Genomic DNA, 23,584 nt, shown 5'->3' on the forward strand with positions numbered 1-23,584 from the left:
TCCTGAACTCAGTGATGGCCGCCTTCGAGATAGGCGGCGCGCACGTCCGGATCGGCGAGCAGCTCCTTGCCGGTGCCGCTCATCGTCACGTTGCCGTTGACCATGACATAGCCGCGCGTGGCGAGCTTCAGCGCGCCGAAGGCGTTCTGCTCGACCAGGAACACGGTCAGCCCCTGCGTGCGGTTCAATTCGCGGATGGCGTCGAAGATCTGCTTGACGATCAGCGGCGCCAGGCCCAGCGACGGCTCGTCGAGCAAGAGCAGTTTCGGCCGCGCCATCAGCGCACGTCCGATCGAAAGCATCTGCTGCTCGCCGCCCGACAGCGTGCCGCCGCGCTGGGCAATGCGTTCCTTCAGGCGTGGAAACAGCGTGAACACCTTCTCGACGTCCTCGTCGTAGTGCTTGAGGTTGTCGAGGCTGGCGCCCATCTGCAGGTTTTCCATCACCGTCATGCGCGGGAAGATGCGCCGGCCCTCCGGCGACTGGGCGATGCGCATGCGCGCGATCTCATGGGTCGGCAACTGGGTGATGTCAGTGCCGGCGAAGGTAATGGTGCCCGCCCGCGCCCGTGGTGCACCAAAAATGGTCATCATCAGCGTCGACTTGCCGGCGCCATTGGCGCCGATCAGCGCCACGATCTCGCCCTGCTTGACGGTGACATCGACGCCGTTCAGCGCCCTGATGTTGCCGTAGTAGGTCTGGACGCCCTTGATGTCGAGCAGCGTTGTGCCGGCCGTCATTCATTCCCTCCGCCCCGGTTGGAGTCGCCCGGTGTCTTGGGCTTTGCCGGAGCCTTGGCGGCCGGCTTTGTCGCGGAAGGTTTCTCCGTCGGCTTGGCTTCGGCCGGCGATGCGGGCCTTGCCGCCGCGCCCGACCTTGCATCGACCTGCCCGGCTTTCGACGCGCCCTTCGACACCGTGACGCGTTCGCCCTCGCTGTGTCCGACGGTGTCGATCACCGGTCCGGCGAAATACGAGGACGACGAGTCCGGAGCGTGGGTCGAATCCGGGCCGGTGTCGAGTTGCTCGATGACGTCTTCGTCGCCGACCTCGATCAGCACCGTCTCGACGTCCTCGTCTTCAACGCCGAGATAGGCGGCGATGACACGCGGGTCGGTGCGCACCGCATGCGGACTGCCGTCCGAGATCTTGCGCCCGTATTCGAGCACCACGACATGGTCGGAAATCTGCATGACCACCGCCATGTCGTGCTCGATCAGCAGGATGGAGGTGCCGGTGTTGTCCTTGATGTCCATAAGGAGCGCGTTGAGCGCCATTGATTCTTTCGGATTGAGCCCGGCCGCCGGTTCGTCGAGGCAGAGCAGTTCCGGACCCGTGCACATGGCCCGCGCGATCTCCAGGCGCCGCTGCGCGCCGTAGGGCAAGTCGCCGGCCGGATCGTCGGCTCGATCGACGAGGTCGGCCTTTTCCAGCCAGTGCCTGGCGAGGTCGATCGACTCGGCCGACGCCGTCCGGTAGCCGCTGAAGCCAAACAGGCCGAGGATAGTGTAGCCGGACGCCTTCATCAGCTTGTTGTGCTGCGCCACCAGCAGGTTCTCCAGCAGCGTCATGCCCGAGAACAGACGAATGTTTTGGAAGGTCCGCGCCACCTTGGCTCGCGCCGGAATCTCATGGTTCGGCAGCCGTTCGAGCAGATAGCTCGAGCCGTCGCGCCGGTTGAGCGTGAGCATGCCCTCAGACGGCTTGTAGAAGCCGGTGATGCAATTGAACACGGTGGTCTTGCCGGCGCCGTTCGGCCCGATCAGCGCGGTGATCTCGCCGCGCCTGGCCTGGAAGGACAGGTCGCCGATGGCGACCAGACCGCCGAATTTCATCGACAGATGATCGACCTGCAGGATGGCATCGTTCACGGATGGGCTCGCATCGCTCATCAGCCGTGGCCCTCCTTGGTGAAGGAGCCGGACACAGCCCTGCTCTCCTTGAGAAAGGCTGTCGGTTCACGACTGCCGACGAAGCCGCGCGGCTTCCACAGCATGACGATGACCATGGCCATGCCGAACAGCAGCATGCGGTAGAGTTCCGGCGTGAAGTCGGGACCGAAGACCTGCTTCAGGAAATCGAGCTCGCGCAGCACCTCGGTGCCACCGATCATCACCATGGCGGCGACGGCGATGCCGACCAGCGAACCCATGCCGCCAAGCACGACGATGGCGAGGATGATGGCCGATTCCAGGAAGATGAAGGATTCGGGGCTGACGAAACCTTGCCGCGCGGCGAAGAACGAGCCGGCGAAGCCGCCGAACATGGCGCCGGTGGCAAAGGCGGTGAGCTTGGTGGTGGTGGTGTTGATGCCGAGTGAGCGGCAGGCGATCTCGTCCTCGCGCAGCGCTTCCCAGGCGCGGCCGACGGGCATGCGCCTAAGCCTTATGGTGACGAAGGCGGTGAGCAGGCAGAGCCCGAGGATCAGGTAGTAGAGGAAGATCTTGTAATAAGCGCTCGACGTGGCGATGTCCAAGACCTTGGCGATATAGTTCGGATCCGAGACGTTGAACGACATCAGCCCGAAAAACGTGACCTTGGGAATGCCGGAGATACCGGCCGAGCCGTTGGTAACCTCACGCCAATTGATCAGCACGAGACGAATGATCTCGCCGAAGGCCAGCGTCACGATCGCCAGGTAGTCGCCGCGCAGGCGCAGCACCGGAAAGCCCAGCAGCACCCCCCAGAAGGCGGCCATGGCGCCGGCGGCAGGCAGCAGGATCCAGAACGACAGGCCGTATTGCGTGCCGAGCAGCGCATAGGCATAGGCGCCGACGGCATAGAAGGCGACATAACCAAGGTCGAGCAGGCCGGCGAGGCCAACGACGATGTTCAGCCCCCAGGCCAGCATGACATAGATCAGGATCTGAATGCCGTAATTGTCGACCCATTTCAGAGAACCCTGGAACCCGGCGGCCACCGATCCTCCGTACAGAGCAAGCACCAGCACAACGATGATCGGGTAGAGCGCCAGTGCGGTTATGCCCAATGCCGAGAAATGGGCATGGATGAAGGTTCGGAAATAAAACATCACCGAGGCCAGGGCGTAGATGGTCGCCAGCGCTCTCAGGAACCGTGCATAACCGGCCAGGCCGGGCCCCAGCAATCCGTCAAGGGAGCCGGCAAGGAAAGCCAGCACGGCCACTGTGACGATGGCGGCGATGAAATACGGCAAGCGGAAGAACCGCGCCGCCATGCTCTGCGGCAGCAGGCCGGTGGCGACGTCGACGATCTTCTGATTTGCCAGGAAAGGCTGTCCGTAGGCGACATAGAGAAAACGGCCGGCCATGGTCAGCACGACCACGACTGCAAGAAGCCACCAGCGCTGTACAAGGATCAGCTCGTTGGAGATGTTCTGATCGGTCCTCAGGCCGATGAACAGCACGAACAGGCCGAGCGCGATGGCGCCGGCATAAAGCGCTTCGCGGGTAGCGCGCTGCATGGGAGTGGCGACGATGTCGCGCTCCGGAGACGTGGTGACCGCCATGAACTCAGACCTTTTCGACTTCTGGCCGGCCGAGAATGCCGGAAGGCAGGAAGATCAGCACGATCGCCAGGATGGAAAAGGCCGCGACGTCCTTGTAGTCGATCGAGAAATAAGCCGACCACATGCTTTCGATAAAGCCGATCATGAGTCCGCCGAGCACGGCGCCGGGCAACGAGCCGATGCCGCCGAGCACGGCCGCGGTGAACGCCTTCACGCCGGGCGTGAAACCGTCGGAGAAGGCGATGACGCCATAATACATCAGGAACAGCGTGCCGGCGACGGCGGCAAGGGCCGCACCCATGACGAAGGTGATCGAGATGGTGCGGTCGACGTCGATGCCGAGCAACGCCGCCATCTTGCGGTCCTGCTCGCACGCCCTTTGGGCTCGACCCAGCGAGGTCTTGTTGACCAGGTACCAGAACAGCGCCAGCAGCAGCGCAGTGACGATGACGATGACGATTTGCTTCAGCGACACGCTGACGCCCTCGATATTATAGACCTTGGACACCATCGGCGGGATCGGCTTGTTGCGCGGCCCCTGCGTCACCTGGACGAAGTTCGACAGCGCGATCGACATGCCGATCGCGGTGATCAGCGGCGCCAGCCGGAACGACCCGCGCAACGGTCGGTAGGCCACCTTTTCGATCGTCCAGTTGTACAGGCTGGTCAACAGCATCGCGACGATCATCATGACCAGCAGCGCGATCACCACCGGCACCGAATAGAACATCGCGCCGAGGATGAGGAAAACGATGAGGGCGGCGAAGGCGCCGACCATGAAGATGTCGCCATGGGCGAAATTGATCATGCCGATGATGCCGTAGACCATCGTGTAGCCGATCGCGATCAGTCCATAGATCGATCCCAGCGTCAGCCCGTTGATAAGCTGCTGGACAAAATACTGCATGCTGTCGTGGCTCCCCTGGAATGTCGCCCATGCAGACGCATTCCTTTTCGTATTTCCCCTAGTCGTAAAGTTTCGAGCCCGGATTGCAACGTCATTCTTTAATCGGCATGCGTGATTTTGAAGCACGTAATCGGATTGCCCGTTCTTCCCTTCCCGGCCTCTGGACTATCGCCGACCCTATCATTGGCCTAACGCAATGTCTTTGGCGATTCGTCGTCAAAATGCACGATGCTTCGAAGGAATCGCCCTAAAAATAAGTTGATGAGCAGGATCGTTGCGCCGTCTGGGCAATCGATCCTTGCATTCTGTTCGATTCCCCTGCGTCAGGATTCTCTCTCTATTTGACGACGAATCCGTGCGCGAACGGATCGCGGTCATCGATGAAGATCGTGTTCAATCCGGTCATGCGCGCCCAGCCGCCGATCGAGGGAATGATCGCCGGCTTGCCCGCCACCGTGACTTCCTTCTCGACCCTGCCCTTGAACAGCGAGCCGATGATCGATTCGTGGACGAATTCGTCGCCGGTCCCAAGCTTGCCCTTGGCGTGAAGCTGCGCCATCCGCGCCGAGGTGCCGGTGCCGCAAGGCGAGCGGTCGATCGCCTTGTCGCCGTAGAAGACGGCGTTGCGCGCATCCGCCTGGCTGTCGGTCGGCGCACCCGTCCACAGTATGTGCGACAGCCGGTCGATGCCGGGATTCTCGGGATGCACGAAGGCGTACTTTTCGTTGAGCCGCTGCCGCACCACCGGGCTCCAGGCGATGAGGTCGCCGGCAGAGTGGTCGGCCATGTCGCGATAGGTCTTCTGCGGCTCGACGATGGCGTAGAAATTGCCGCCATAGGCGACATCGACGCTGATCTCGCCGAGCAGCGGACATTCGACAGTCAGACCCTCGGCATGGAGGAAGGACGGCACGTTAGTGATGCGCACCTCCTCGACATATTCGCCGACCTGCTGGTACTCGGCGGTGACCAGGCCGGCCGGCGTGTCCAGCCTGAGCAAGCCCGGTGTCTTCGGCTTGATCAGCCCGTGCTCGATGGCCATCGTCACCGTGCCGATGGTGCCGTGACCGCACATTGGCAGGCAGCCCGAGGTTTCGATGAACAGGATGGCGATGTCGCAATCGGGCCGCGTCGGCGGATAGAGGATCGAGCCGGACATCAAATCATGGCCGCGCGGTTCGAACATCAGCCCGGTGCGGATCCAGTCATACTCGGCCAGGAAATGCGCGCGCCGCTCCATCATCGTCGCGCCGTTGAGCAGCGGTCCGCCGCCGGCGACCAGCCGCACCGGATTGCCGCAGGTGTGACCGTCGATGCAGAAGAACGAGTGGCGCGCCATTTCTAGATCCCGTCAGAAGCGGTTCGGAGAAAACGGAGACAGATCAAACACCGGATTTTGGCCGAGAATGAGATCGCGGACCAGGCGTCCGGTGGCAGCCGCCTGGGTCAGGCCGAGATGGCCGTGGCCGAAGGCATAATAGACTATCGTGCCGGCCTGCCTGGCGCCACCGATCACCGGCAGCGAATCCGGCAGCGAGGGCCGCAATCCCATCCATTCGCGGCCGCCGGCCGGGTCAAGCCCCGGCAGGAATTTCTGTGCCTTGTCGAGCAGCGCTTTCGAGCGGGCGTAGTTGGGCGGCCGCTCGATGCCGCCGAACTCGACCGCGCCGCCGACGCGCACGCCGGATTCAAGCGGCGTGACGACGAAGCCGTGGCCGGAGAAGATCAGTTGCCGCTTCACGTCGAAGGCAGTCTTCGGCAGCGTCGTGTTGTAGCCGCGCTCGGTTTCGAGCGGGATGCGGTCGCCGATATGTTTCGCCAGGAGATGCGACCAGGCGCCGGCGGCGATGACGAGGCGTTTTGCCTGCCGCACCGTGCCATCGGCCAGCGTCAATGTCGCGCCGTCCTGTCCCGCCCCGACGTGGTCGATCCGAGCCTTTTCGAAACGCGCGCCCTTGGTCTCGGCATAGGCCCAGATCGCCTTGCCCATTAATTTCGGATCCGTAACGGTCTTCCATCCCGGCACGAAAGTGCCCTTGACGAACCGCGGCGACAGGCCCGGCTGCAAGGCGGCGAGCGCATCGCCCTCGACTTGGCTGAAGCCGATGCCGAAGCGTTGCCTCGCCGCCCAGCCGGGCAGCGACGCCTTGTATTCGGCCTCGCTCTCGTAAAGTTCGAGCGAGCCGTCCTCGCGCAGCATATTTTCGGTGCCTGAGCGCGCCATCAGCCCGGCCCATTCGGCCTCGGCGAGCCGCATCATCCCGGCCTGCGCCGCGAGGCTTGCCTCGTAGCGGTCGCTTCGTCCGGCGCGCCAGAAGCGGACAAGCCAGGGCAGCAGCTTCGGCAGGTAGGTGGGCGGGATGCTGAGCGGGCCGAGCGGATCGGCAAGCCATTTCGGCAGATGCCTGATCATGCCCTTGTGGGCCAGCGGCAGCACATCGGAAAAGGCCAGGGCGGCGGCATTGCCGGAACTCGTTTCCTCGCAGATCCCCGTCCGATCGAAAATCGTGACGTTTCGCCCCGCCTCGGCCAGATAGGCGGCGACACAGATGCCGATGATGCCCCCGCCGACAATGGCGATGTCCTCCCCTTCTCCCCGTTCACGGGGAGAAGGTGCCCGAAGGGCGGACGCGGGGCGGCGCCCCGCTTTTGCCGACTTGGAAATTCCTTGCACGTGGGCGCTGCCCCTCATCCGGCTGCCGCCATCTTCCCCCCGTAAACGGGGAAAAGAGAGCCTGCCTCAAAACCTCGGCAGTTCCGGCCGCGCCGCCAGCGCATCCCGGACGATCTTTTCGACCGTCTTGCGGCGCTCGCCCGACAGCGGCTGGCGCGGCATGCGCACGCGGTCGTTGGTGTTGATCGCCAGGACTTCGGCGAGCTTGATGTTCTGCACCAGATAGGTCGACACGTCGAGGTCGAGCAGTGGCCGGAACCAGCGGTAGATTGTCAGCGCCTCCTCGCGGCGGCCCTGCTTCATCAACTGGTAGATCGCGACCGTCTCACGCGGGAACGCGGTGACCAGCCCGGCCACCCAGCCGATGGCGCCGACCGACAGCGCCTCGAACGCCAGATTATCGACGCCGGTGAACAAATCGTAGCGGTCGCCGAAGCGGTTGATGATTTCGGTCGAGCGGCGGATGTCGTCGGAGGATTCCTTGATGGCGACGAAGCGCTTGTCCTTCGCCAATTCCTCCATCTGATCGACGGTGACGTCGACGCGGTAGGCAAGCCGGTTGGAATAGATCATCACCGGCAGGTCGCCGGCCTCGGCGACGGCACGCAGTGCGGCAACCGTCTCCTCCGCATTGGTGTGATAGATCGGGCTCGGCACCACCATCAGCCCGTTGGCGCCCTCTCTGGCGGCGCGGCGCGCGATCGCCGCCGCCTCGCGGGTGCCGGGTTCGTTGACAGTCAGCAGAACCGGCTTGCCGCCGGCGATCTTCTGCGCGGTCTTCAGCACGTCGATCTTCTCGTCATGCGAGAGCATTGGCCCCTCGCCGAGCGAGCCGCAGACGATGATGCCGTCGCAGCCGGCCTTCATCTGCAGCGCAAAGCAGCGCTCCATCTCGGCGTGGTCGAGGCGGTCGTCCTCGGTGAATTTGGTCGTGACGGCGGGGAAAACTCCGGTCCACATGGCGGTCGCTCCATCTGATATATCAGTCGTATATTTATTAGCAAACGGACTGTCAACACGGATTTTGCTATGATATACCAAAAATATATCAGGAGCCCGCCTTTGATATTCAATGAAACAAGCCCGGCATTCGAGCCAGTGGCGGCGAAAGCCTACCGCGTGCTCGAGCACATGATCGTGACGCTCGAACTGGCGCCTGCAAGCTTCATCACCGAAGGCGCGCTGATCGACAGGCTGGGGCTCGGCCGCACGCCGGTGCGCGAGGCGATCCAGCGGCTGGCGTGGGAGGGACTGCTGGATGTCCGGCCGCGTGCCGGCATCGCCATTGCCCCGCTGCATCCCGGCGACTGGTTGCGCGTTCTCGATGCGCGGCGTGGCGTCGAGGTGGTTCTTGCCCGCTCGGCCGCCCGCTTCGTCACCCGCGAGGCCGCCGACTTGTTTCACGACGCGGCACTGGCCATGCAGAGGGCGGTGATATCGGGCAATGTGCTGGCCTTCATTCAGGCCGACAAGGCGCTCGACGAGGCGCTGGCGCTGGCGGCCGACAATCCCTTCGCCGCGCGGCTGGCGGCCCCGTTGCAGACCCACAGCCGCCGCTTCTGGTTCCGCTACAAGGCCGATACCGGGCTTGCCGAATCGGCCGAGCACCATGTCGCGCTGATCCGCTCGATCCTCGACGGCGATGAAGACGCCGCCGCCAAGGATGCCAAGCGCCTGATGGCGCTGCTGCGCGGTCATGCCGCGGCGGCCGCTACGCGATAGAGATCGGCAGCAAGCTTCGGCAGGCTCTTTGAGTTCCGCCCACAGGCGCTGAGCATCGCTCAATTCGTCATGCGTCCTGGTCGGTCGGGGATCACCACGTTTTCCCAATGTTCGCCGGCCGCGACGATGCAGCTTCTGCCGGCGACGTCGGTGACGATGATCGTCCAGCTTCCGCTGTCGGCGACATAGACTTCCATAATCGCCATCTGACCGATCAGCCCGAAAGCAAACTGTCTTTCCTGGAACTGCTCGCTCAGGTGGGCGACGAGATCGCGATGTTCAACGCAGAATGATATTGGGCGCTTGCGGCGTTCGTACCCACCGCCAATGCGCCAGCAAGAATGAGGGTTTTCAACCCAACCAACAGCGATTTGCGCGCCACGGGCATCTCCTTTGCCATCACGTCCGGCAAAGGAAGAGCCCTCATTTTGCCGGAACGATCCAGGCCGGTCCCGACGTCATCATCATCGCGTCGCTCCTTTCCGTGTTCCGGTCTGTCATCAGCGGGACGATTCAAAATGTTCCCACTATGTTCCATATATGGTGTCGGCAACAAAAAAGCGCAAGCAGGCGCCCGCTGGGGGCGCCTGTGGATCCGTTTCATGGTGGTCGCCGAGAACCGCGGCCTGCGCGCGCGCGGCTATGCTAAGGCGGCTGCCACCCGCTAGGCGGCTCAGGTCCCTGGCAGCGCCGCTGTCTTCACCGCGCTCTCCCAGCCTTCACCCACCGAAACCACGCAGCTTTGACCGCGTGTGTCGCTGGCGAGGATGGTCCAGGTGCCTTGGTCGGAAACGAAGACTTCAACAATCACATTCGGATTGACGACGCCGAGCGCGGTTGGATTTTCCTGGAACTTCTCGCCGAGCGCCCTGATCATGTCGGCTCGTGGCGCGCATTGTTCGGCCGCTGTTGCCGGGGCCGCGGAAAACGCGGCAGCCGCCGCGCCAAGTATCGACACCATGAGACGTGTCATCTCACACCTCCTTGCGCCGGCCGTAGCCCCGAAGCTGTCGCCAGCGCCGTTGGTCGATCTGCCGCGTCTCCTTCGCGGCAGGATTGCAAGTTAAGGCTTCTGCTGTCCGCCTGGTTCCATCACATTAGCGTTCAGGCATACACGCGGCCGCGACCGGTCAGCAAAAAGGCCCGGTTTCTGGCCGGGCCTTTTTCGTCTTCAATCATAAAATCTGGAGCTCTTTGTCGACTGGCTAGTTCATCGTCGGGATGACGAATTCGGCGCCGTCCTTCACGCCTGCCCGCGCGCCCGCAGCCGAAGGCGAGGACGCGCAGACAAGCAACCGTCCGGCTAATTCATCGTCGGGATGACGAATTCGGCGCCGTCCTTCACGCCGGACGGCCAGCGCGAGGTCACCGTCTTGGTCTTGGTGTAGAACCGGAACGCGTCCGGTCCGTGCTGGTTGAGGTCGCCGAAGGAAGACGCTTTCCAGCCGCCGAACGTATAGTAGGCGATCGGCACCGGGATCGGCACGTTGATACCGACCATGCCGACCTGGACCCTCGAGGCGAAATCGCGGGCGGCATCGCCGTCGCGGGTGAAGATGGCGACGCCGTTGCCCATTTCGTGATCGTTGGCGAGCTTGATCGCGTTCTCGTAGGTCGGCGCACGCATTACCGAGAGCACCGGCCCAAAAATCTCTTCCTTGTAGATGCGCATATCGGCGGTCACGTTGTCGAACAGGCAGCCGCCCATATAGTAGCCGTTCTCATAGCCTTGCATGGAAAAGCCGCGCCCGTCGACGACCAGCTTGGCGCCTTCCCTGATGCCGATGTCGACATAGCCCTTGACCCGTTCCAGCGCCTGCGCCGTCACCAGCGGGCCGAAATCGGCGGACGAATCCGTCGATGGGCCGACCTTCAGGCTTTCGACGCGCGGCACCAGCTTTTCCATCAGCCGATTGGCGGTATCGTTGCCGACCGGGACAGCCACCGAGATCGCCATGCAGCGCTCGCCGGCAGAGCCGTAGCCGGCGCCGATCAGCGCGTCGACGGTCTGGTCCATGTCGGCGTCGGGCATGATGATCATGTGGTTCTTGGCGCCGCCGAAGCACTGCACGCGCTTGCCGGCCGCGCAGCCGCGCGAATAGATGTACTGGGCGATCGGCGTCGAGCCGACGAAGCCGATGGCCTTGATATCGGGATCGTCGAGGATGGCGTCGACCGCCTCCTTGTCGCCGTTGACGACGTTGAGAATGCCCGCTGGCAGGCCGGCCTCGATGAACAGTTCGGCGATGCGCATCGGCACGCCCGGGTCGCGCTCCGAAGGCTTCAGGATGAAGGCGTTGCCGCAAGCGATAGCCGGCGCGATCTTCCACAATGGGATCATCGCCGGAAAATTGAACGGCGTGATGCCGGCAACGACGCCGAGCGGCTGGCGCATCGAATAGACGTCGATGCCGGGGCCGGCGCCGTCGGTGAACTCGCCCTTCATCATGTGCGGCGCGCCGATGCAGACCTCGACCACTTCCAGGCCGCGCTGGATGTCGCCCTTGGCGTCGGCGATGGTCTTGCCGTGTTCGCGCGCCAGAATGTCGGCCAGCGCATCATATTCCCGGGCGACCAATTCGAGGAATTTCATCAGGACGCGCACGCGCCGCTGCGGATTGGTCGCCGCCCAGCCGGGCTGCGCCGCCTTGGCGTTCTCCACGGCTGCGCGCAGTTCCGCCTGCGAAGCCAGCGCCACGGTGCCGCGCACCGTGCCGTCCATCGGCTGCATGACGTCCTGCTTGCGGCCGCTGGTCCCGGCGACACGCTTGCCGCCGATGAAATGACCGTAGTCGATCATGGTCTCTCTCCCTGTATTTGTGATGCGGCATTGTCCGCCTTTGCACCGCCGATGGCAACGTGAGCGGAAACGCAACCGTTGTGCAGAAAATAGAGTGCGCTTGACTGAGGAGCATCAATTCCCGCAAATGATAGTGCCACCTCAAGGAATGACAGGTTGAGTTCCTTCGCGCCCCGCTCTGTCCTGCCGGACATCTCCCCTTCTAGGGGGGAGATTGCGCTGTCATCTTTGCCTTCGCCAAACATCGACGCTGTTAAGGAAGAGCTGTCAGCGGAGCTGCCAATCTCCCCCCTTGAGGGGGTGATGTCCGGCAGGACAGAGGGGGGTGCCACGGAACGCAACGTCGACGATTGTCATCCGGACCCTCCCCATGAACTGGGATGACGTCCGCATCTTTCTGGCGGTGGCGCGTGCCGGCCAGATACTTGGCGCGGCCAAGCGGCTGGAGCTGAACCACGCCACTGTCTCGCGCCGCGTCGCCGCGCTCGAGGATGCGCTGCGCACAAAACTCTTTCGCCGGCTGACTACCGGCAGCGAGTTGACGCCGGCGGGCGAGCGTTTCCTCGACATCGCCGAGCGAATGGAAGGCGACATGATCGCCGCGCGTTCGACCGTGGCGGGCGAAGGCGACGACGTCTCCGGCACCGTGCGCATCGGCGCGCCTGACGGTTTCGGCGTCGCCTTCCTGGCCAAACGCCTCGGCGCACTGACGGCGCTTCACCGTGAACTCACCATCCAGTTGGTGCCGGTGCCGCGTTCCTTCTCGTTGTCCAGGCGCGAGGCCGACATCGCCATCACCGTGGAGCGACCGACCGAAGGCAGGCTGGTGGCGGGAAAGCTGGTCGATTACACGCTCGGCCTGTTCGCGTCCCGCGCCTATGCCGACGCGCATGGCCTGCCGCAGACGCCGGCCGAGCTTGGCCGGCACACGCTGATCGGCTATGTCCCGGACCTCATCGTCAGCCCCTCGCTCGACTATGCGGCCGAGTTCAGTGCCGACTGGCGCACGAGCTTCGCCATCTCCTCGGCGCTCGGCCAAGCCGAAGCGGTGCGCTCCGGCGCCGGCATCGGCATCCTGCACACTTTTGTCGCCCACTCGATGCCGGAACTGGTGGCCCTCGACATCGTCGCGCCCATTCGCCGCGCCTACTGGCTGGTCTATCACGAATCGGTCAGGCCGCTGCGCCGCGTCCAGATCGTCGCGAGCTTCATCACCAGGGCGGTGGAACGGGAGCGGAGCCTGTTCGTCTGACGATATTTTCTCTGACGCGGCGAGGTGTGCTGGAGACTGATGCGGAGTCACGCGGCAAGTTCCTCCGCTCAAATGCGTGAAGAATCCTTCCGATCCTACCGCTGGTATCGCTCCGATCCGAGATCGCGGACATCGATGTCCGGCACCCGGCTGGAAATGATGTCGGCCAGGACCTTGGCCGAGCCGCAGGCCATGGTCCAGCCGAGCGTGCCGTGGCCGGTGTTGAGATAGAGGTTGGAAAACTCGGTGCGGCCGATCAGCGGCGGCCCGTCCGGCGTCATCGGCCGCAACCCGCACCAGAAGGTCGCCGACCGCATGTCGCCGCTGCCCGGAAAAAGGTCGCCGAGCGAATGTTCGAGCGTGCGCCGCCGCGATTCATGCAGCGTCAGGTCGAAGCCGGAAATCTCCGCGGTGCCACCGACGCGGATGCGATCGCCGAGCCTGGTGATCGCCACCTTGTAAGTCTCGTCCATCACCGTCGAGACCGGTGCTGCGGCAGCATCCTTGATCGGCACGGTGATCGAATAACCCTTGACCGGATAGACCGGGATAGGTCGCTTCAGATAGCGCATGAACTTTGCCGAATAGCTGCCCATCGCCATCACATAGGCGTCGGCGGCCTTCCATCCCTTGCTCGTATTGATGTTGGCGATCTGGTTGCGCTTGCGCACGATGCGCCTGATCGACGTGTCGTATTCAAAGGTGACGCCGCGCGCTGCGCAGAGCTCTGCCAGACGGTCAGTGAACATCTTGCAGTCACCGGTCTCGTCGCCTAGCAGCCGCAGACCGCCGACGAGCTTTTCACGGATCCCTGCCAAGCCCGGCTCAGCCGCGATGCAGCCGTCGGGATCGAGGATCTCGTAGGGAACGCCATATGTCTTCAGCACCTCGACATCGTCGGCTGTGCCATCGAGCTGCTGTTGCGTGCGAAAAAGCTGCAGCGTTCCCTTGCTGCGCTCGTCATAGGCGATGCCGGTCGCCTCGCGCAGCGCCTTCAGCGTGTCGCGGCTGTATTCGGCCAAAGGCACCATGCGCGCCTTGTTGACTGCATAGCGCTCGGCCGTGCAGTTGCGCAGCATCCTGACCAGCCATACCCACATATGTGGATCGAGAGTCGGCCGCACCACCAGAGGCCCATGCTTCATCAGCAGCCATTTGATCGCCTTCAGCGGGACGCCGGGACCGGCCCAGGGCGAGGCGTAGCCTGGCGAGATCTCGCCGGCATTGGCAAAGCTGGTTTCCAGCGCCGGGCCCTTCTGGCGGTCGATCACCGTCACTTCATGGCCGGCCTCGGCCAGGTAGTAAGCAGTGGTGACCCCGATGACGCCGCCGCCCAGCACGAAGATCTTCATCGCATAGCTCTCCAGAACGATGTCTTGTCAGCGGGCGGCATCATGGCTTTCTGTCTGCCGGATTTTACCGCGTCCGCCAAGTGCCTAAGCATGTCGCCCAAAAGTGCGCAGGAGGTTTTGGGACGACGGCACATGCCTAAAAAAGCTCGCGCGCTATCCATTCACATAGCGCCGGTGAAAGCGGTGTCCGAGGCTGGTCAGGATTTCATAGCCGATGGTGCCGGCATGGCCGGCAGCCTGGTCGACCGTCTGCGACGGGCCGATCAGTTCGACGAGGTCGCCCGCCTTCAGCCTGCCGGGCGGCAGGGTCGAAATGTCGAGGACGATCGAATCCATCGACACACGGCCCAGGAACGGCAAGCGCACATTTTCGAACCAAGCGGCCGAGGCCGCACGTCGATGCCAGCCGTCGGCATAGCCAAGCGAGATCGTTGCGGCGATCAGCGAATTGGTGACGTGAAAAATATGGCCATAGCCGACGCCGGCTCCCCTATCGAGGCTGCGCGTCTGGATGATCTTTGCTTGAAGCCGCACCACCGGCAGCATCGGATTTTCCTGCGCTGGCGTCGGATTGATGCCGTAGAGCGCCGCACCGGGCCGGGCGAGGTCGTAGTGAAAGGACTGTCCAAGAAAGATGCCGGAAGAATTGGCGAGCGAGGCCGGCGCCTTTGGCAGCATCCTGCGCAGCCGCTCGAATTCCAGTCGCTGCTGCTCGTTGGCCGGATGTTCGGGCTCGTCGGCGCGCGCGAGATGGCTCATCACGAAGGTGACGTCGATACCGTCGAAAGCCTGCGGGTCGGCAGCGACGGCCTCCACCTCGGCTGCCGCCATGCCGAGCCGCGACATGCCGCTGTCGACCTGGATTGCAGCCCTGAGCTTGCGGCCGGCCCGCTGCGCCGCCACGCGCCAGGCGGCGAGCTGGCCGGCGCTGTTGATGACCGCGCCCAGTCCCGCTGCGACGGCTTCGCTTTCGGCGCCCGGCTGAATGCCGTTCAGCACATGGATCGCCGCCTGTGCGCCGAGCGCCTGGCGCAGCAAGGCACCCTCGGCCAGATGCGCGACGAAAAAAACAGCGCAGCCTTCGGCCGCCAGCGCGGCCGCCACTTGCGGCCCGCCGAGCCCGTAGCCGTCGGCCTTGACGACACCGGCGCAGCCGACACCGCCCAACCGCGCCTTGAGCCGCCGGTAATTTTCGCGGATGGCGCTGAGATCGACGGTCAATATGGCGCCGGCCGCCGCTTCGCTGATCGGCGCGGCTTTGACGGCGACCCTTTCAGAAAGAGATTTTTTGGAAGTGCCGTTCATGCCAATCCCGTCTGCAGCGGATTGGCCATCAATAAGGCCACCGCGCCGACGCGGCAACCGTGGTCGGCGCGAGCGCGGCTTGCGCCAAGCTACGCAACCAGATGCCGGAATGCCGCAACCACATGCTCATAGACCTGACGCTTGAACGGCACGATCAGGTCGGGCAATTCCTCCATTGGCCGCCAAGCCCATCTGTCGAACTCGGCGGTATGGCCGCCCGGCGGCGGATTGATCTCAATCTCGCTCAAATCGCCGTGAAAGCGGAAGGCGAACCATTTTTGCGTCTGGCCGCGATACTTTCCCTTCAAGGCGACGCCGACCAGGTGGGCCGGCAGGTCGTAAAATATCCAGTTCGGCGCCTCATCCAGCAACGAGACGCTGCGCATGCCGGTTTCTTCGTAGAGTTCCCGCTGCGCCGCCTGCAGCGGCTCTTCGCCCTTGTCGATGCCGCCCTGCGGCATCTGCCAGAGCTGCGTCGTGCCGGCGAATTCGCTGTCCGGCTCGGCAATGCGATGCCCGACCCAGACCAGTCCCTCTCCGTTGAGGACCATCGCGCCGACGCAGCGACGATAGGGCAGCGTCTCGGGGTCGACCGGATTTTTCTTCGCCATGCTCAACCTTTTTCCGGATCCACTGCCACTGCCGAAATCGGCACGATCTCGATGCCGCGCTTCTTGGCCTCGATCACCCAGGACGACACGGTATCGACCGTCAGGTCGAAGGCCGAGCCGATGCCGACGGCAAAGCCTTTCGCCCGCGCGGTGGCTTCCAGTTCGTCCAGCTTCTTCAATATGGCGCCGCGGTCGCGCACGGCGTCGATCGACGTGTCGCCGGCGGCGAACGGCACACCGTTCTTCAACGCCAGTTCGGGCGCCAGGCTGCGTGCCGACGAACCGTCGTCGACATAGGCCAGGCCGCGCCTGCCAAGCTCGGCCATCAGCGGCCCCATCGCCGCCGCATCGGCCGAAAAGCGCGCGCCCATATAGTTCATGACGCCGGTGTAATTGGTCGTCCGCGACAGCGCCCAGCGCAAATTCTCCAAATTCTCGTCGGGTGTCGCCACGACCGTCAGCGTGTTGCGACCGGGATTGACGTTCGGATAATCGAACGGTTCGAGCGGCACCTGCATGACGATCTCATGGCCGCTCTGCCGCGCCGCCTGCATCCAGCGGCCGATGCTGTTGCCCTGCGGCGCGAAGCCCAACGTCACTTCCGCCGGCAGCTTGGCGATGGCCGCCTGCGTGCCGGTCTGTGACACGGCAAGCCCGCCGATGACGATCGCCACGCGCGCACCGCGCGCACCGGACCACGGTCGCGCATAGACATCGAACGGCCGCCTGCCATCGGCAGCACGAACCGGCAATGGACCGGTTTCGCCGGACTCGACCAGCGCCCTGTCGGGAATATGCGCGATCCTCAGGTTCTGGCCGGTCGTCGAAGGGTCGTGGATGACGATGGCCCCGGGTGGACCATCGCCCGCTTCGGTTGGCATGTGGATGATCTGCGGCCCGCCCGTCTTCGATCCGCTTGTCTTCGATCCGCCCGTCTTGGATATGCTCGCCTTGGACGCTGCTTCGGCCTTCGGCGCTGGCTCAGCGGCCGGCGCTGCGGGTTCGACCACGGCAGTCGCCTTCGGCGTCGAAACGGCGACTTCTTCCGGCTTTCGAAACTGCCTCTCACGCAGCGCAATCGCCCCAGAGACTCCGATCACGGCCAGCACCACAACAGTGACCGCGACGACGCCAGCGCTGATCCTGCGGGCCGCGCGCGGCGGCCGGACGGCCTGCCCGAGTGGGCGTTCGATGTCACTACCGATGTCAGCCAAGCCGCATCCCCAGCCGCGGTCCCCGAATCAAACTGCCGAGGCCTTGCGGCCCCGGCAGCATTACATCGCTTCGATCAGGCAGCCAGACCTGTTGTCCGGCTGATCGACTTTTACTGGTTCAGCACGGCCCCTACTGGTTCAGCACAGCCTTGTCCGGATTCGGCGGGAACGCCGGATCGGTCTTCTCGCCGCGCAGCAACTGCTGGGCCAAGATGAGCTGCAGATCGTCCTTCGGCTCCGGCGGCACATAGGCTGCCGAGCCTGAACCGTCATCGCCCTCCTCGCTGCCCTTGATGTGGCCCTTGAGGTCCGACTCGCCGCGCGTCAGATCCCTGCCCTGCAGGTCCGGCGGCAACGGCTGGTCGACCTTGATGTCGGGCGTGATGCCCTTGCCCTGGATCGACTTGCCGGACGGCGTGTAATAGAGCGCCGTCGTCAGGCGCAGCGCGCCGTTCTCGCCGAGCGGGACGATGGTCTGCACCGAACCCTTGCCGAACGACTGCGTGCCGACGACCGTGGCGCGGCGCAAATCCTGCAGCGCGCCGGCGACGATTTCGGACGCACTGGCCGAGCCGCCATTGACGAGCACGACCAGCGGCTTGCCGTCGATATCATCGCCCGGCCGCGCGTCGAAGCGGGTGACGTCCTTCGGATCGCGGCCGCGCGTCGAGACGATCTCGCCACGGTTGAGGAAGGCGTCGGACACGCTCACCGCCTGATCGAGCAGCCCGCCCGGATTGAGGCGCAGATCGAGCACGTAGCCCTTGAGCTTTTCCTTCGGCACCTGCTTCTCGATGGTTTCGATGGCGCTATCGAGATCATCATGGGTCTTTTCGGTGAAGGAGGTGATCTTGATGTAGCCGATGTCGTTCTCGACCCGGAACTTGACCGCCTTGACCTTGATGATGTCGCGCACCACCGTCAGTTCAATCGGCTTGTCGGCTCCCTGACGCAGGATGGTGAGCTTGATCGGCGTGTTGACCAGCCCGCGCATCTTCTCGACCGCATCGTTGAGGCTCAGGCCGCGAACCTCCTCGCCGTCGATCTTGGCAATATAGTCGCCGGCAAGCACGCCCGCCTTGGCAGCCGGCGTATCGTCGATCGGCGTGATCACCTTGACCAGGTCGTTCTCCATGGTGACCTCGATGCCGAGACCGCCGAACTCGCCCTTGGTCTGCACGCGCATGTCCTGCGCCTCTTCGGCGTTCATATAGGAGGAGTGCGGGTCGAGCGAGGTAAGCATGCCGTTGATGGCGTTTTCGACCAGCGACTTGTCGTCGGGCGGCGTCACATATTGCGCCCGCACCCGCTCGAAAATATCACCGAAGATCGCCAGTTGCTTATAGGTCTCGGAGCCCGCAGCGTTCGCCGTCGAGCCGGGCGCGCCATAGACGAGGCTCATCGCGGATGCGCCCATCAGCGCACCGGCAAACAGAAGCGACAGTTTCCGCATCATCTCACGTCCTTCCAGACAAACGGTCCGCCCACCATGGGGTCGGATCGACGGGTTTTCCATCCTTGCGGAACTCAACATAGAGTTCCGGCGTGGCATTTCCATTCTTCGATGCCGAGGTGCTCGCCACCCGGGCCTCTCCCATCGCGCCGACCGGCTCTCCTGCGAGCACCGACTGGCCAGACGCGACGCTGATTCTGCTCATCCCCGCGAGAACGACATGATAGCCGTCACCTGCGTTCAGGATCAAGAGTTGACCATAAGAGCGAAAAGGTCCCGCATAAAGTACATTTCCGTCCGCCGGCGCGGTGACGATGGCTCCCGATTGTGTCGCAACCATGTCACCGAGCATCACTGCGCCGTTACCGTCGCTGGCCCCGAACCGCCGCTTGATCTTGCCGGTGACGGGCAACGCGATCTGCCCCTGAAGCGCCGAAAACGGCGCCGCGGCGGTGAGCCGGTTGGCTTCCGGCACCGGCAGGGCCGCCAGTTCCGTCTGTTCCGGGGCCTTCTGTGCCGGAGCCGTCTGTGCCGGAGTCCCCTGTGCCGGGGCCTTGTCGGCGCCCGCTGCCTTCTGCTCCGCGGCTTTCTGCTCGGAGGCCTTCTGCTCGGCTGCCTTCGCGGCGTCCGCAGCCTTGCGGGCCTTGTCGCCCTCGAGCGAGGCGATCAGTTCCTTCAGGCTGCCGGCCTTGGCCGCCAGTGCTGTGGATCGCTGCTTTTCCGCCGCCAGTGCCGTTTGCGTCTCGGCCTCGAGCTTCTGCTTGGCTTCGAGCAGCATGCCGAGCCGCTTCTTTTCCGCCGTCTGCTCGCCGACTGCCGCCGTCAGCCGCACCCGCTCCGCCTCGATCGAGGCCGTCACCCGTGACTGCTCCTTGAGTTCCGCCAGCAATATCTCGGTCTGCTGGCGCAGTTCCGGCACTACGGCGCCGAGCAGAATGGCGCTGCGCACCGACGACAGCGCGTCCTCCGGCTTGACCAGGATGGCCGGCGGCGGATTGAGCCCCATGCGCTGCAGCGCGGCCAGCACCTCGGCCAGAACGTCGCGTCTGGCGGCCAGCGAGGCACGGATGTTCTGCTCGTCGCCCTTCAGCCCTTCCAGCTTGGCACCGATGTCCTCGATGTCCTGGCCGAGCTTCTGCTCGGTCATCGCCGACTGGATCAGCGCCGCGGTGATCGAGGCATGGTCCTTCTTGACCGTCGCCATGTCGGCGGCGAGCTTGGCCAGCCGCTCCGACGACAGTGTGATCTCCTGCGATATCCGTTCGTATTCGGCGCGGCTCTGGTCCGGGTCGGGCGCCATGTCGAGCCTGCTCTGCGCCCGCGCGGCACCGAGCGACAGCATAAGCACCGCCGCTGCCAAGCCGCAGCCTGCGCGCCAAAAGCCCGTTCGCGATTTCCAACCTTCAGCCATCGAAGCCCGACTGTATGCGTGGCTTCGTTAACGAACAATCAACCATGTTCGAGAGCCCGCCGACCGCAAAACAGCCTCGTGACGCATTGAGGCGAAAATCCGGGCGGCTGACGCCAATCCACCGGTTTCGGTTGAACCTGCAACGGCTCACGAGCGATGATAGGGATGGCCGGACAGGATTGTGGCCGCCCGGTAAAGCTGCTCGCCCAACATGACACGGACCAGTTGGTGCGGCCATGTCAGCGCGCCGAACGACACCGTCAGGTCGGCCTGATCGCGCAGCGACTGGTCATGACCGTCGGCGCCGCCGATGGCGATGACCAGCGCCTTGCGGCCGCTATCACGCAACAGGCCGATGCGCCCGGCGAAATCCTCGGAGGAAAAACTCTTGCCGCGTTCGTCGAGCAGCATCAGCGCGGCACCAGGCTGCAACTGCGCCTGCAGTTTCTGGCCCTCTTCGCGGCGACGCTCGTTGGCGGTCTGGGCGCGGCCCTCCGGGATCTCGACGACCCCTGAGAATTCGAGCCCCACGGCCGGTCCGCTCTTGGCGAAGCGCTCGAAATACCGGTCGGCGAGCAGCTTCTCGGGGCCGGCTTTCATCCGGCCCACGGCATGAACGGTAATTTTCATCCCTGCCTCGAAGAGCCGCTAATGCATGACACCAAAAATGGTCACCGGTTTTGGGACACGACATGCATCAATCAAATGCGGCTCAGTGGAGGGTCTCTTCCTCGAGGTCCGGCGCCTGCCACATCTTTTCAAGATTGTAGAAGTCGCGGACTTCGGGGCGGAAGACATGGACGATGATGTCGCCCGAATCGATCAGGACCCAGTCGGCGCCGGCCAGTCCCTCGACGCGCGCCGTGCCAAGCCCGGCATCCTTGAGCGCCTTGAGGAGATGATCGGCGACAGCCGAGACATGACGGTGCGATCGGCCGGACGCGATGACCATATAGTCACCGAGGCTCGATTTTCCCTGAATGTCGATTGAGACGATGTTTTCGGCCTTGGAGTCTTCCAGACTGGCAAGGACTGTCTTGATGGCGCGGGACACGGCGTCGTTTACGCTGATCCCGGCCGGCGAAGGCACGATGTCGGCCTTCTTCCAAAGTGCTGTTCTCAGTGTATTTCCTTTCGCAGCAAGAACAACCAAATCACCCTTCAAAGCAGGTGACACCCTTAGATAGGCAGAGTTGCGTTGCAGTTTCAAGACGGCAGCCCTGCCGTAGCCAACGAAGAACCGTTCTTCCGGTTCCGCAGTTGAAGAAAAATCGGAACTCTTGCCGCCCGGCGAGGGTTATCGGCGCATTGACCAATCGGATCCCCCTCATGCCTGTCGACCCTCAGAACGCTCTCCTCACCGTGCAGTCCGGCCTTGCGCAGCTCAGCGCTCTGATCGTCTCCTACTCGTTCTCGGCCATCGGCGCCGTCATCCTGCTGGTCCTCGGCTATATCGTCGCCGGCCTTGCCCAGCGCTCGATCTACGCCGGCCTCGGCCATATCCATGGCTTCGACACGACGCTGCGCCACTTCTTCTCGCGGATCGTCCGCTACGCCATACTGATCCTCGTCGTCGTCATGGTGCTCGGCCAGTTCGGCGTCCAGACGACCTCGATCATTGCCGCCATTGGCGCCATCGGCCTGGCCATCGGCCTGGCGCTGCAGGGCACGCTGCAGAACATTGCCGCCGGCATCATGCTGCTGGCGCTGCGGCCATTCCGCATCGGCGAATATGTCGAGGTCGGGGTCATTTCCGGGACCATCGAGGAAATCGGGCTGTTCGCCACCACGCTGAGAACGGTCGAAGGCGTTTACGTGCTCGCTCCCAATTCGACGCTGTGGAACCAGCCCGTCCGCAATTTTACACGCAACGGCGTTCGTCGCGCCGACATCACCCTGACCATCGGTTCGTGGAACGATATCGATCTCGCTCAAAAGACCATGCTGGGCGTCGCCGCCGCCGAGCGGCGCGTCAGGCGGGAGCCGGCGCCGATTGCCTTTGTGGCGACCGTCGGCGACAGCAACGTCGCCATCACCTTGCGCTACTGGACCTCGGCTGCCGATTTCTTCGCGACCCAGATCGATCTCACCAAACGCGCCAAGCAGGCCTTCGACAGCGAAGGCATTTCTATACCCGCGCCACCACCGGAAGCACCGCGGCAGGAAGCCTCGGCCACAAGGCAATAGCCGGAACGAGCGCGCGGCTTTTCTGCTGCACGATGTGTTCGGGCTGGAGTTTGGGGAGGTCGCAGCCGCTATCCAGCGCGACCCCGCGGCTTGTCGCCAGCTCGCTGCCCGTGCGCGCAGCCACGTGCGCGAGGCGCGCCCTCGCTTCCGGGTGGAAAAACAACATGGCCTTGAGCTTGCCGAAGCTTTTTATGCCGCCTCGCGCAGCGGCAATATGAAGGCGCTTGGTGCGATGCAAGATTGCGGCGATCTATGTCGTGCGGAACCCTGACAAGCTCAGGCATCTGCACTAATGCATGTCGCGCAAAGTGCGCAGCGGTTTTGCGATAGCGATATGCAAAGGAACCTAAGGCGCGACGCGCTTTAGGGCCTCAACCTGTATCCGATTGAGTGCGGACTTCAATCGTCGGAGCGACCGCGCTGTTCCTCCGGCGCGAACGCCAGCTCCACCGGCAGCGGCGCTTGCGCGCTCATCGGCGCGAAATTGCCGGTCTCGGCGGCGGGAACAGGCGACATCGCCACCACGCGCCACAGCACGAACAGGCAAAAAACGGTGGCAATGACGACGGCCACATGGATGAAGGCCTGGGTTCCGTAGACGGCGGAAAGCCCGGTCACGACGCCGGGCACGATGAAGCCGGACAGCGACCACGCGAACAGCAGTGAACTGGACAGCGCCACCATGTCGTCCTTGCCGGCGCGGTCGGCGGCATGTGCGCTGGCCAGCGAATAGATCGATTCCGATGCGCCGGCCCAGACCACATAGATGACGACCAGCGCCGCCAGCGCACCACCATCGAAGCCCAGCGCGAACAGGCCCGCCACCATGGCAAGCGCCGAAGCGGCGACCAGCACAAAGCGCCGGTCGGTGCGGTCGGAAATCCAGCCGAGCGGGATCTGCAGGATCAATGTGCCGATCGGCATCGCCGACAGCAGCAGTGCCACATCGGCCTGGCTGTAGCCCTTGGCCGTGGCATGGATCGGCGCAAAGCCTGAAATCGTCATCGACAAGCCGCCGACGGCAAGCATGCCGGCGACGCCGACCGGCGAAATCCGCCAGGCCCGGCCAAGCACCACCGACGCCCCCCGCGGGCGCGGGGGGGGGGGGGGGCGCGCGGCCGCGGGGGGGGGGGGGGGCCGCGCCGGGGAGGGGCTGCCGCCCCACGCGGGGGGCGCCCCCCGGTTTGTGGGGAGCGGCCGGGGGGGGTTG

At 64.1% G+C, this 23,584-nt stretch carries 22 protein-coding genes and 2 pseudogenes; 4 read left to right on the top strand and 20 right to left on the bottom strand.

Annotated elements, in window-relative coordinates:
• Nucleotides 1-8: 8 nt before the first annotated feature.
• The 7 genes and pseudogenes from AC0L15_RS20165 to AC0L15_RS20195 form a co-directional block, all read right to left on the bottom strand.
• A complete protein-coding gene (locus AC0L15_RS20165) occupies nucleotides 9-740 on the bottom strand; it encodes an ABC transporter ATP-binding protein (protein ID WP_287247038.1) in 732 nt (243 codons plus the stop codon).
• Nucleotides 737-1,891, bottom strand: coding sequence for an ABC transporter ATP-binding protein (locus AC0L15_RS20170; protein WP_287247037.1), 1,155 nt, complete (start codon nucleotides 1,889-1,891; stop codon nucleotides 737-739). The genes AC0L15_RS20165 and AC0L15_RS20170 overlap by 4 nt, the downstream gene beginning before the upstream one ends.
• Nucleotides 1,891-3,384 (bottom strand): annotated as a pseudogene (gene livM / locus AC0L15_RS20175) (high-affinity branched-chain amino acid ABC transporter permease LivM); the annotation flags it as partial. The gene AC0L15_RS20170 and the pseudogene livM, both read right to left, overlap by 1 nt.
• A 106-nt stretch (nucleotides 3,385-3,490) precedes the next feature.
• Complete coding sequence (locus tag AC0L15_RS20180) at nucleotides 3,491-4,393, bottom strand: branched-chain amino acid ABC transporter permease (protein ID WP_023800038.1); 903 nt, start codon at nucleotides 4,391-4,393, stop codon at nucleotides 3,491-3,493.
• 337 nt (nucleotides 4,394-4,730) lie between these two features.
• Nucleotides 4,731-5,732: a 4-hydroxyproline epimerase gene (locus tag AC0L15_RS20185; RefSeq protein ID WP_128181494.1), complete on the bottom strand. Its 1,002-nt coding sequence runs from the start codon at nucleotides 5,730-5,732 to the stop codon at nucleotides 4,731-4,733.
• A gap of 12 nt (nucleotides 5,733-5,744) precedes the next feature.
• On the bottom strand, nucleotides 5,745-7,085 hold the full coding sequence (locus AC0L15_RS20190) for an NAD(P)/FAD-dependent oxidoreductase (RefSeq protein WP_473496849.1): 1,341 nt from the start codon (nucleotides 7,083-7,085) through the stop codon (nucleotides 5,745-5,747).
• 48 nt (nucleotides 7,086-7,133) lie between these two features.
• A complete protein-coding gene (locus AC0L15_RS20195) occupies nucleotides 7,134-8,027 on the bottom strand; it encodes a dihydrodipicolinate synthase family protein (RefSeq protein ID WP_287247035.1) in 894 nt (297 codons plus the stop codon).
• Between the two features lie 69 nt (nucleotides 8,028-8,096).
• Between AC0L15_RS20195 and AC0L15_RS20200 the strand changes: the two genes are divergently transcribed.
• Nucleotides 8,097-8,789 carry a GntR family transcriptional regulator gene (locus AC0L15_RS20200; protein WP_287072218.1) on the top strand — a complete coding sequence of 231 codons (693 nt, stop codon included), beginning with the start codon at nucleotides 8,097-8,099 and terminating at the stop codon, nucleotides 8,787-8,789.
• Nucleotides 8,790-8,848: 59 nt separating this feature from the next.
• Here the strand turns inward: AC0L15_RS20200 and AC0L15_RS20205 are convergent, their stop codons facing one another.
• The 4 genes from AC0L15_RS20205 to AC0L15_RS20220 form a co-directional block, all read right to left on the bottom strand.
• Nucleotides 8,849-8,995: a hypothetical protein gene (locus tag AC0L15_RS20205; RefSeq protein ID WP_287247034.1), complete on the bottom strand. Its 147-nt coding sequence runs from the start codon at nucleotides 8,993-8,995 to the stop codon at nucleotides 8,849-8,851.
• A gap of 47 nt (nucleotides 8,996-9,042) precedes the next feature.
• Nucleotides 9,043-9,393 (bottom strand): hypothetical protein, encoded by a 351-nt coding sequence (locus AC0L15_RS20210; protein ID WP_473496851.1) that lies wholly within the window; start codon nucleotides 9,391-9,393, stop codon nucleotides 9,043-9,045.
• 69 nt (nucleotides 9,394-9,462) lie between these two features.
• Nucleotides 9,463-9,762: a hypothetical protein gene (locus tag AC0L15_RS20215; RefSeq protein ID WP_128171137.1), complete on the bottom strand. Its 300-nt coding sequence runs from the start codon at nucleotides 9,760-9,762 to the stop codon at nucleotides 9,463-9,465.
• A gap of 330 nt (nucleotides 9,763-10,092) precedes the next feature.
• Nucleotides 10,093-11,589, bottom strand: a complete 1,497-nt coding sequence (locus AC0L15_RS20220; protein ID WP_287247032.1) for a CoA-acylating methylmalonate-semialdehyde dehydrogenase — start codon at nucleotides 11,587-11,589, stop codon at nucleotides 10,093-10,095.
• Nucleotides 11,590-11,959: 370 nt separating this feature from the next.
• Here AC0L15_RS20220 and AC0L15_RS20225 point away from each other — a divergent pair, with 370 nt between their 5' ends.
• The gene (locus AC0L15_RS20225; RefSeq protein ID WP_287247031.1) at nucleotides 11,960-12,841 is read left to right on the top strand and encodes a LysR family transcriptional regulator; all 882 of its coding nucleotides are present in this window, start codon (nucleotides 11,960-11,962) and stop codon (nucleotides 12,839-12,841) included.
• A 95-nt stretch (nucleotides 12,842-12,936) separates the two neighbouring features.
• Here AC0L15_RS20225 and AC0L15_RS20230 read toward each other — a convergent pair whose 3' ends face one another.
• From AC0L15_RS20230 to rsfS, 8 genes are all read right to left on the bottom strand, one after another.
• Nucleotides 12,937-14,193, bottom strand: a complete 1,257-nt coding sequence (locus AC0L15_RS20230; protein WP_473496853.1) for a D-amino acid dehydrogenase — start codon at nucleotides 14,191-14,193, stop codon at nucleotides 12,937-12,939.
• A gap of 153 nt (nucleotides 14,194-14,346) precedes the next feature.
• Nucleotides 14,347-15,498: an alanine racemase gene (gene alr, locus AC0L15_RS20235; RefSeq protein ID WP_287247029.1), complete on the bottom strand. Its 1,152-nt coding sequence runs from the start codon at nucleotides 15,496-15,498 to the stop codon at nucleotides 14,347-14,349.
• 89 nt (nucleotides 15,499-15,587) lie between these two features.
• Nucleotides 15,588-16,109, bottom strand: coding sequence for an RNA pyrophosphohydrolase (locus tag AC0L15_RS20240; protein WP_287247028.1), 522 nt, complete (start codon nucleotides 16,107-16,109; stop codon nucleotides 15,588-15,590).
• A gap of 2 nt (nucleotides 16,110-16,111) precedes the next feature.
• A complete protein-coding gene (locus AC0L15_RS20245; protein WP_287247027.1) occupies nucleotides 16,112-17,323 on the bottom strand; it encodes a divergent polysaccharide deacetylase family protein in 1,212 nt (403 codons plus the stop codon).
• 130 nt (nucleotides 17,324-17,453) lie between these two features.
• Nucleotides 17,454-18,779 (bottom strand): S41 family peptidase, encoded by a 1,326-nt coding sequence (locus AC0L15_RS20250; protein WP_287247026.1) that lies wholly within the window; start codon nucleotides 18,777-18,779, stop codon nucleotides 17,454-17,456.
• Between the two features lies 1 nt (nucleotide 18,780).
• On the bottom strand, nucleotides 18,781-20,187 hold the full coding sequence (locus AC0L15_RS20255; RefSeq protein WP_473496855.1) for a murein hydrolase activator EnvC family protein: 1,407 nt from the start codon (nucleotides 20,185-20,187) through the stop codon (nucleotides 18,781-18,783).
• Nucleotides 20,188-20,334: 147 nt separating this feature from the next.
• Entirely contained in the window at nucleotides 20,335-20,817 is a 483-nt protein-coding gene (gene rlmH / locus AC0L15_RS20260) for a 23S rRNA (pseudouridine(1915)-N(3))-methyltransferase RlmH (protein ID WP_287063325.1), read from the bottom strand.
• Nucleotides 20,818-20,899: 82 nt separating this feature from the next.
• Entirely contained in the window at nucleotides 20,900-21,277 is a 378-nt protein-coding gene (gene rsfS, locus AC0L15_RS20265; RefSeq protein ID WP_023800052.1) for a ribosome silencing factor, read from the bottom strand.
• A gap of 239 nt (nucleotides 21,278-21,516) precedes the next feature.
• Here rsfS and AC0L15_RS20270 point away from each other — a divergent pair, with 239 nt between their 5' ends.
• Nucleotides 21,517-22,374: a mechanosensitive ion channel family protein gene (locus AC0L15_RS20270; protein WP_287247024.1), complete on the top strand. Its 858-nt coding sequence runs from the start codon at nucleotides 21,517-21,519 to the stop codon at nucleotides 22,372-22,374.
• Nucleotides 22,375-22,381: 7 nt separating this feature from the next.
• Nucleotides 22,382-22,609 (top strand): annotated as a pseudogene (locus AC0L15_RS20275) (sigma factor-like helix-turn-helix DNA-binding protein); the annotation flags it as partial.
• Nucleotides 22,610-22,773: 164 nt separating this feature from the next.
• On the opposite strand, the gene AC0L15_RS20280 reads toward AC0L15_RS20275, so the two are convergent.
• A partial coding sequence (locus tag AC0L15_RS20280; RefSeq protein ID WP_473496858.1) for an MFS transporter occupies nucleotides 22,774-23,584 on the bottom strand: 811 nt, incomplete at its 5' end.

The organism is Mesorhizobium sp. WSM4846, assembly GCF_055811415.1.

Bases quoted from the DNA above. Each gene is read 5' to 3' on its own strand.
- AC0L15_RS20165 (WP_287247038.1), bottom strand. From the start codon at position 740: ATGACGGCCGGCACAACGCTGCTCGACATCAAGGGCGTCCAGACCTAC.
- AC0L15_RS20170 (WP_287247037.1), bottom strand. From the start codon at position 1,891: ATGAGCGATGCGAGCCCATCCGTGAACGATGCCATCCTGCAGGTCGAT.
- AC0L15_RS20180 (WP_023800038.1), bottom strand. From the start codon at position 4,393: ATGCAGTATTTTGTCCAGCAGCTTATCAACGGGCTGACGCTGGGATCG.
- AC0L15_RS20185 (WP_128181494.1), bottom strand. From the start codon at position 5,732: ATGGCGCGCCACTCGTTCTTCTGCATCGACGGTCACACCTGCGGCAAT.
- AC0L15_RS20190 (WP_473496849.1), bottom strand. From the start codon at position 7,085: ATGAGGGGCAGCGCCCACGTGCAAGGAATTTCCAAGTCGGCAAAAGCG.
- AC0L15_RS20195 (WP_287247035.1), bottom strand. From the start codon at position 8,027: ATGTGGACCGGAGTTTTCCCCGCCGTCACGACCAAATTCACCGAGGAC.
- AC0L15_RS20200 (WP_287072218.1), top strand. From the start codon at position 8,097: ATGATATACCAAAAATATATCAGGAGCCCGCCTTTGATATTCAATGAA.
- AC0L15_RS20205 (WP_287247034.1), bottom strand. From the start codon at position 8,995: ATGGCGATTATGGAAGTCTATGTCGCCGACAGCGGAAGCTGGACGATC.
- AC0L15_RS20210 (WP_473496851.1), bottom strand. From the start codon at position 9,393: ATGAAACGGATCCACAGGCGCCCCCAGCGGGCGCCTGCTTGCGCTTTT.
- AC0L15_RS20215 (WP_128171137.1), bottom strand. From the start codon at position 9,762: ATGACACGTCTCATGGTGTCGATACTTGGCGCGGCGGCTGCCGCGTTT.
- AC0L15_RS20220 (WP_287247032.1), bottom strand. From the start codon at position 11,589: ATGATCGACTACGGTCATTTCATCGGCGGCAAGCGTGTCGCCGGGACC.
- AC0L15_RS20225 (WP_287247031.1), top strand. From the start codon at position 11,960: ATGAACTGGGATGACGTCCGCATCTTTCTGGCGGTGGCGCGTGCCGGC.
- AC0L15_RS20230 (WP_473496853.1), bottom strand. From the start codon at position 14,193: ATGAAGATCTTCGTGCTGGGCGGCGGCGTCATCGGGGTCACCACTGCT.
- alr (WP_287247029.1), bottom strand. From the start codon at position 15,498: ATGAACGGCACTTCCAAAAAATCTCTTTCTGAAAGGGTCGCCGTCAAA.
- AC0L15_RS20240 (WP_287247028.1), bottom strand. From the start codon at position 16,109: ATGGCGAAGAAAAATCCGGTCGACCCCGAGACGCTGCCCTATCGTCGC.
- AC0L15_RS20250 (WP_287247026.1), bottom strand. From the start codon at position 18,779: ATGATGCGGAAACTGTCGCTTCTGTTTGCCGGTGCGCTGATGGGCGCA.
- AC0L15_RS20255 (WP_473496855.1), bottom strand. From the start codon at position 20,187: ATGGCTGAAGGTTGGAAATCGCGAACGGGCTTTTGGCGCGCAGGCTGC.
- rlmH (WP_287063325.1), bottom strand. From the start codon at position 20,817: ATGAAAATTACCGTTCATGCCGTGGGCCGGATGAAAGCCGGCCCCGAG.
- AC0L15_RS20270 (WP_287247024.1), top strand. From the start codon at position 21,517: ATGCCTGTCGACCCTCAGAACGCTCTCCTCACCGTGCAGTCCGGCCTT.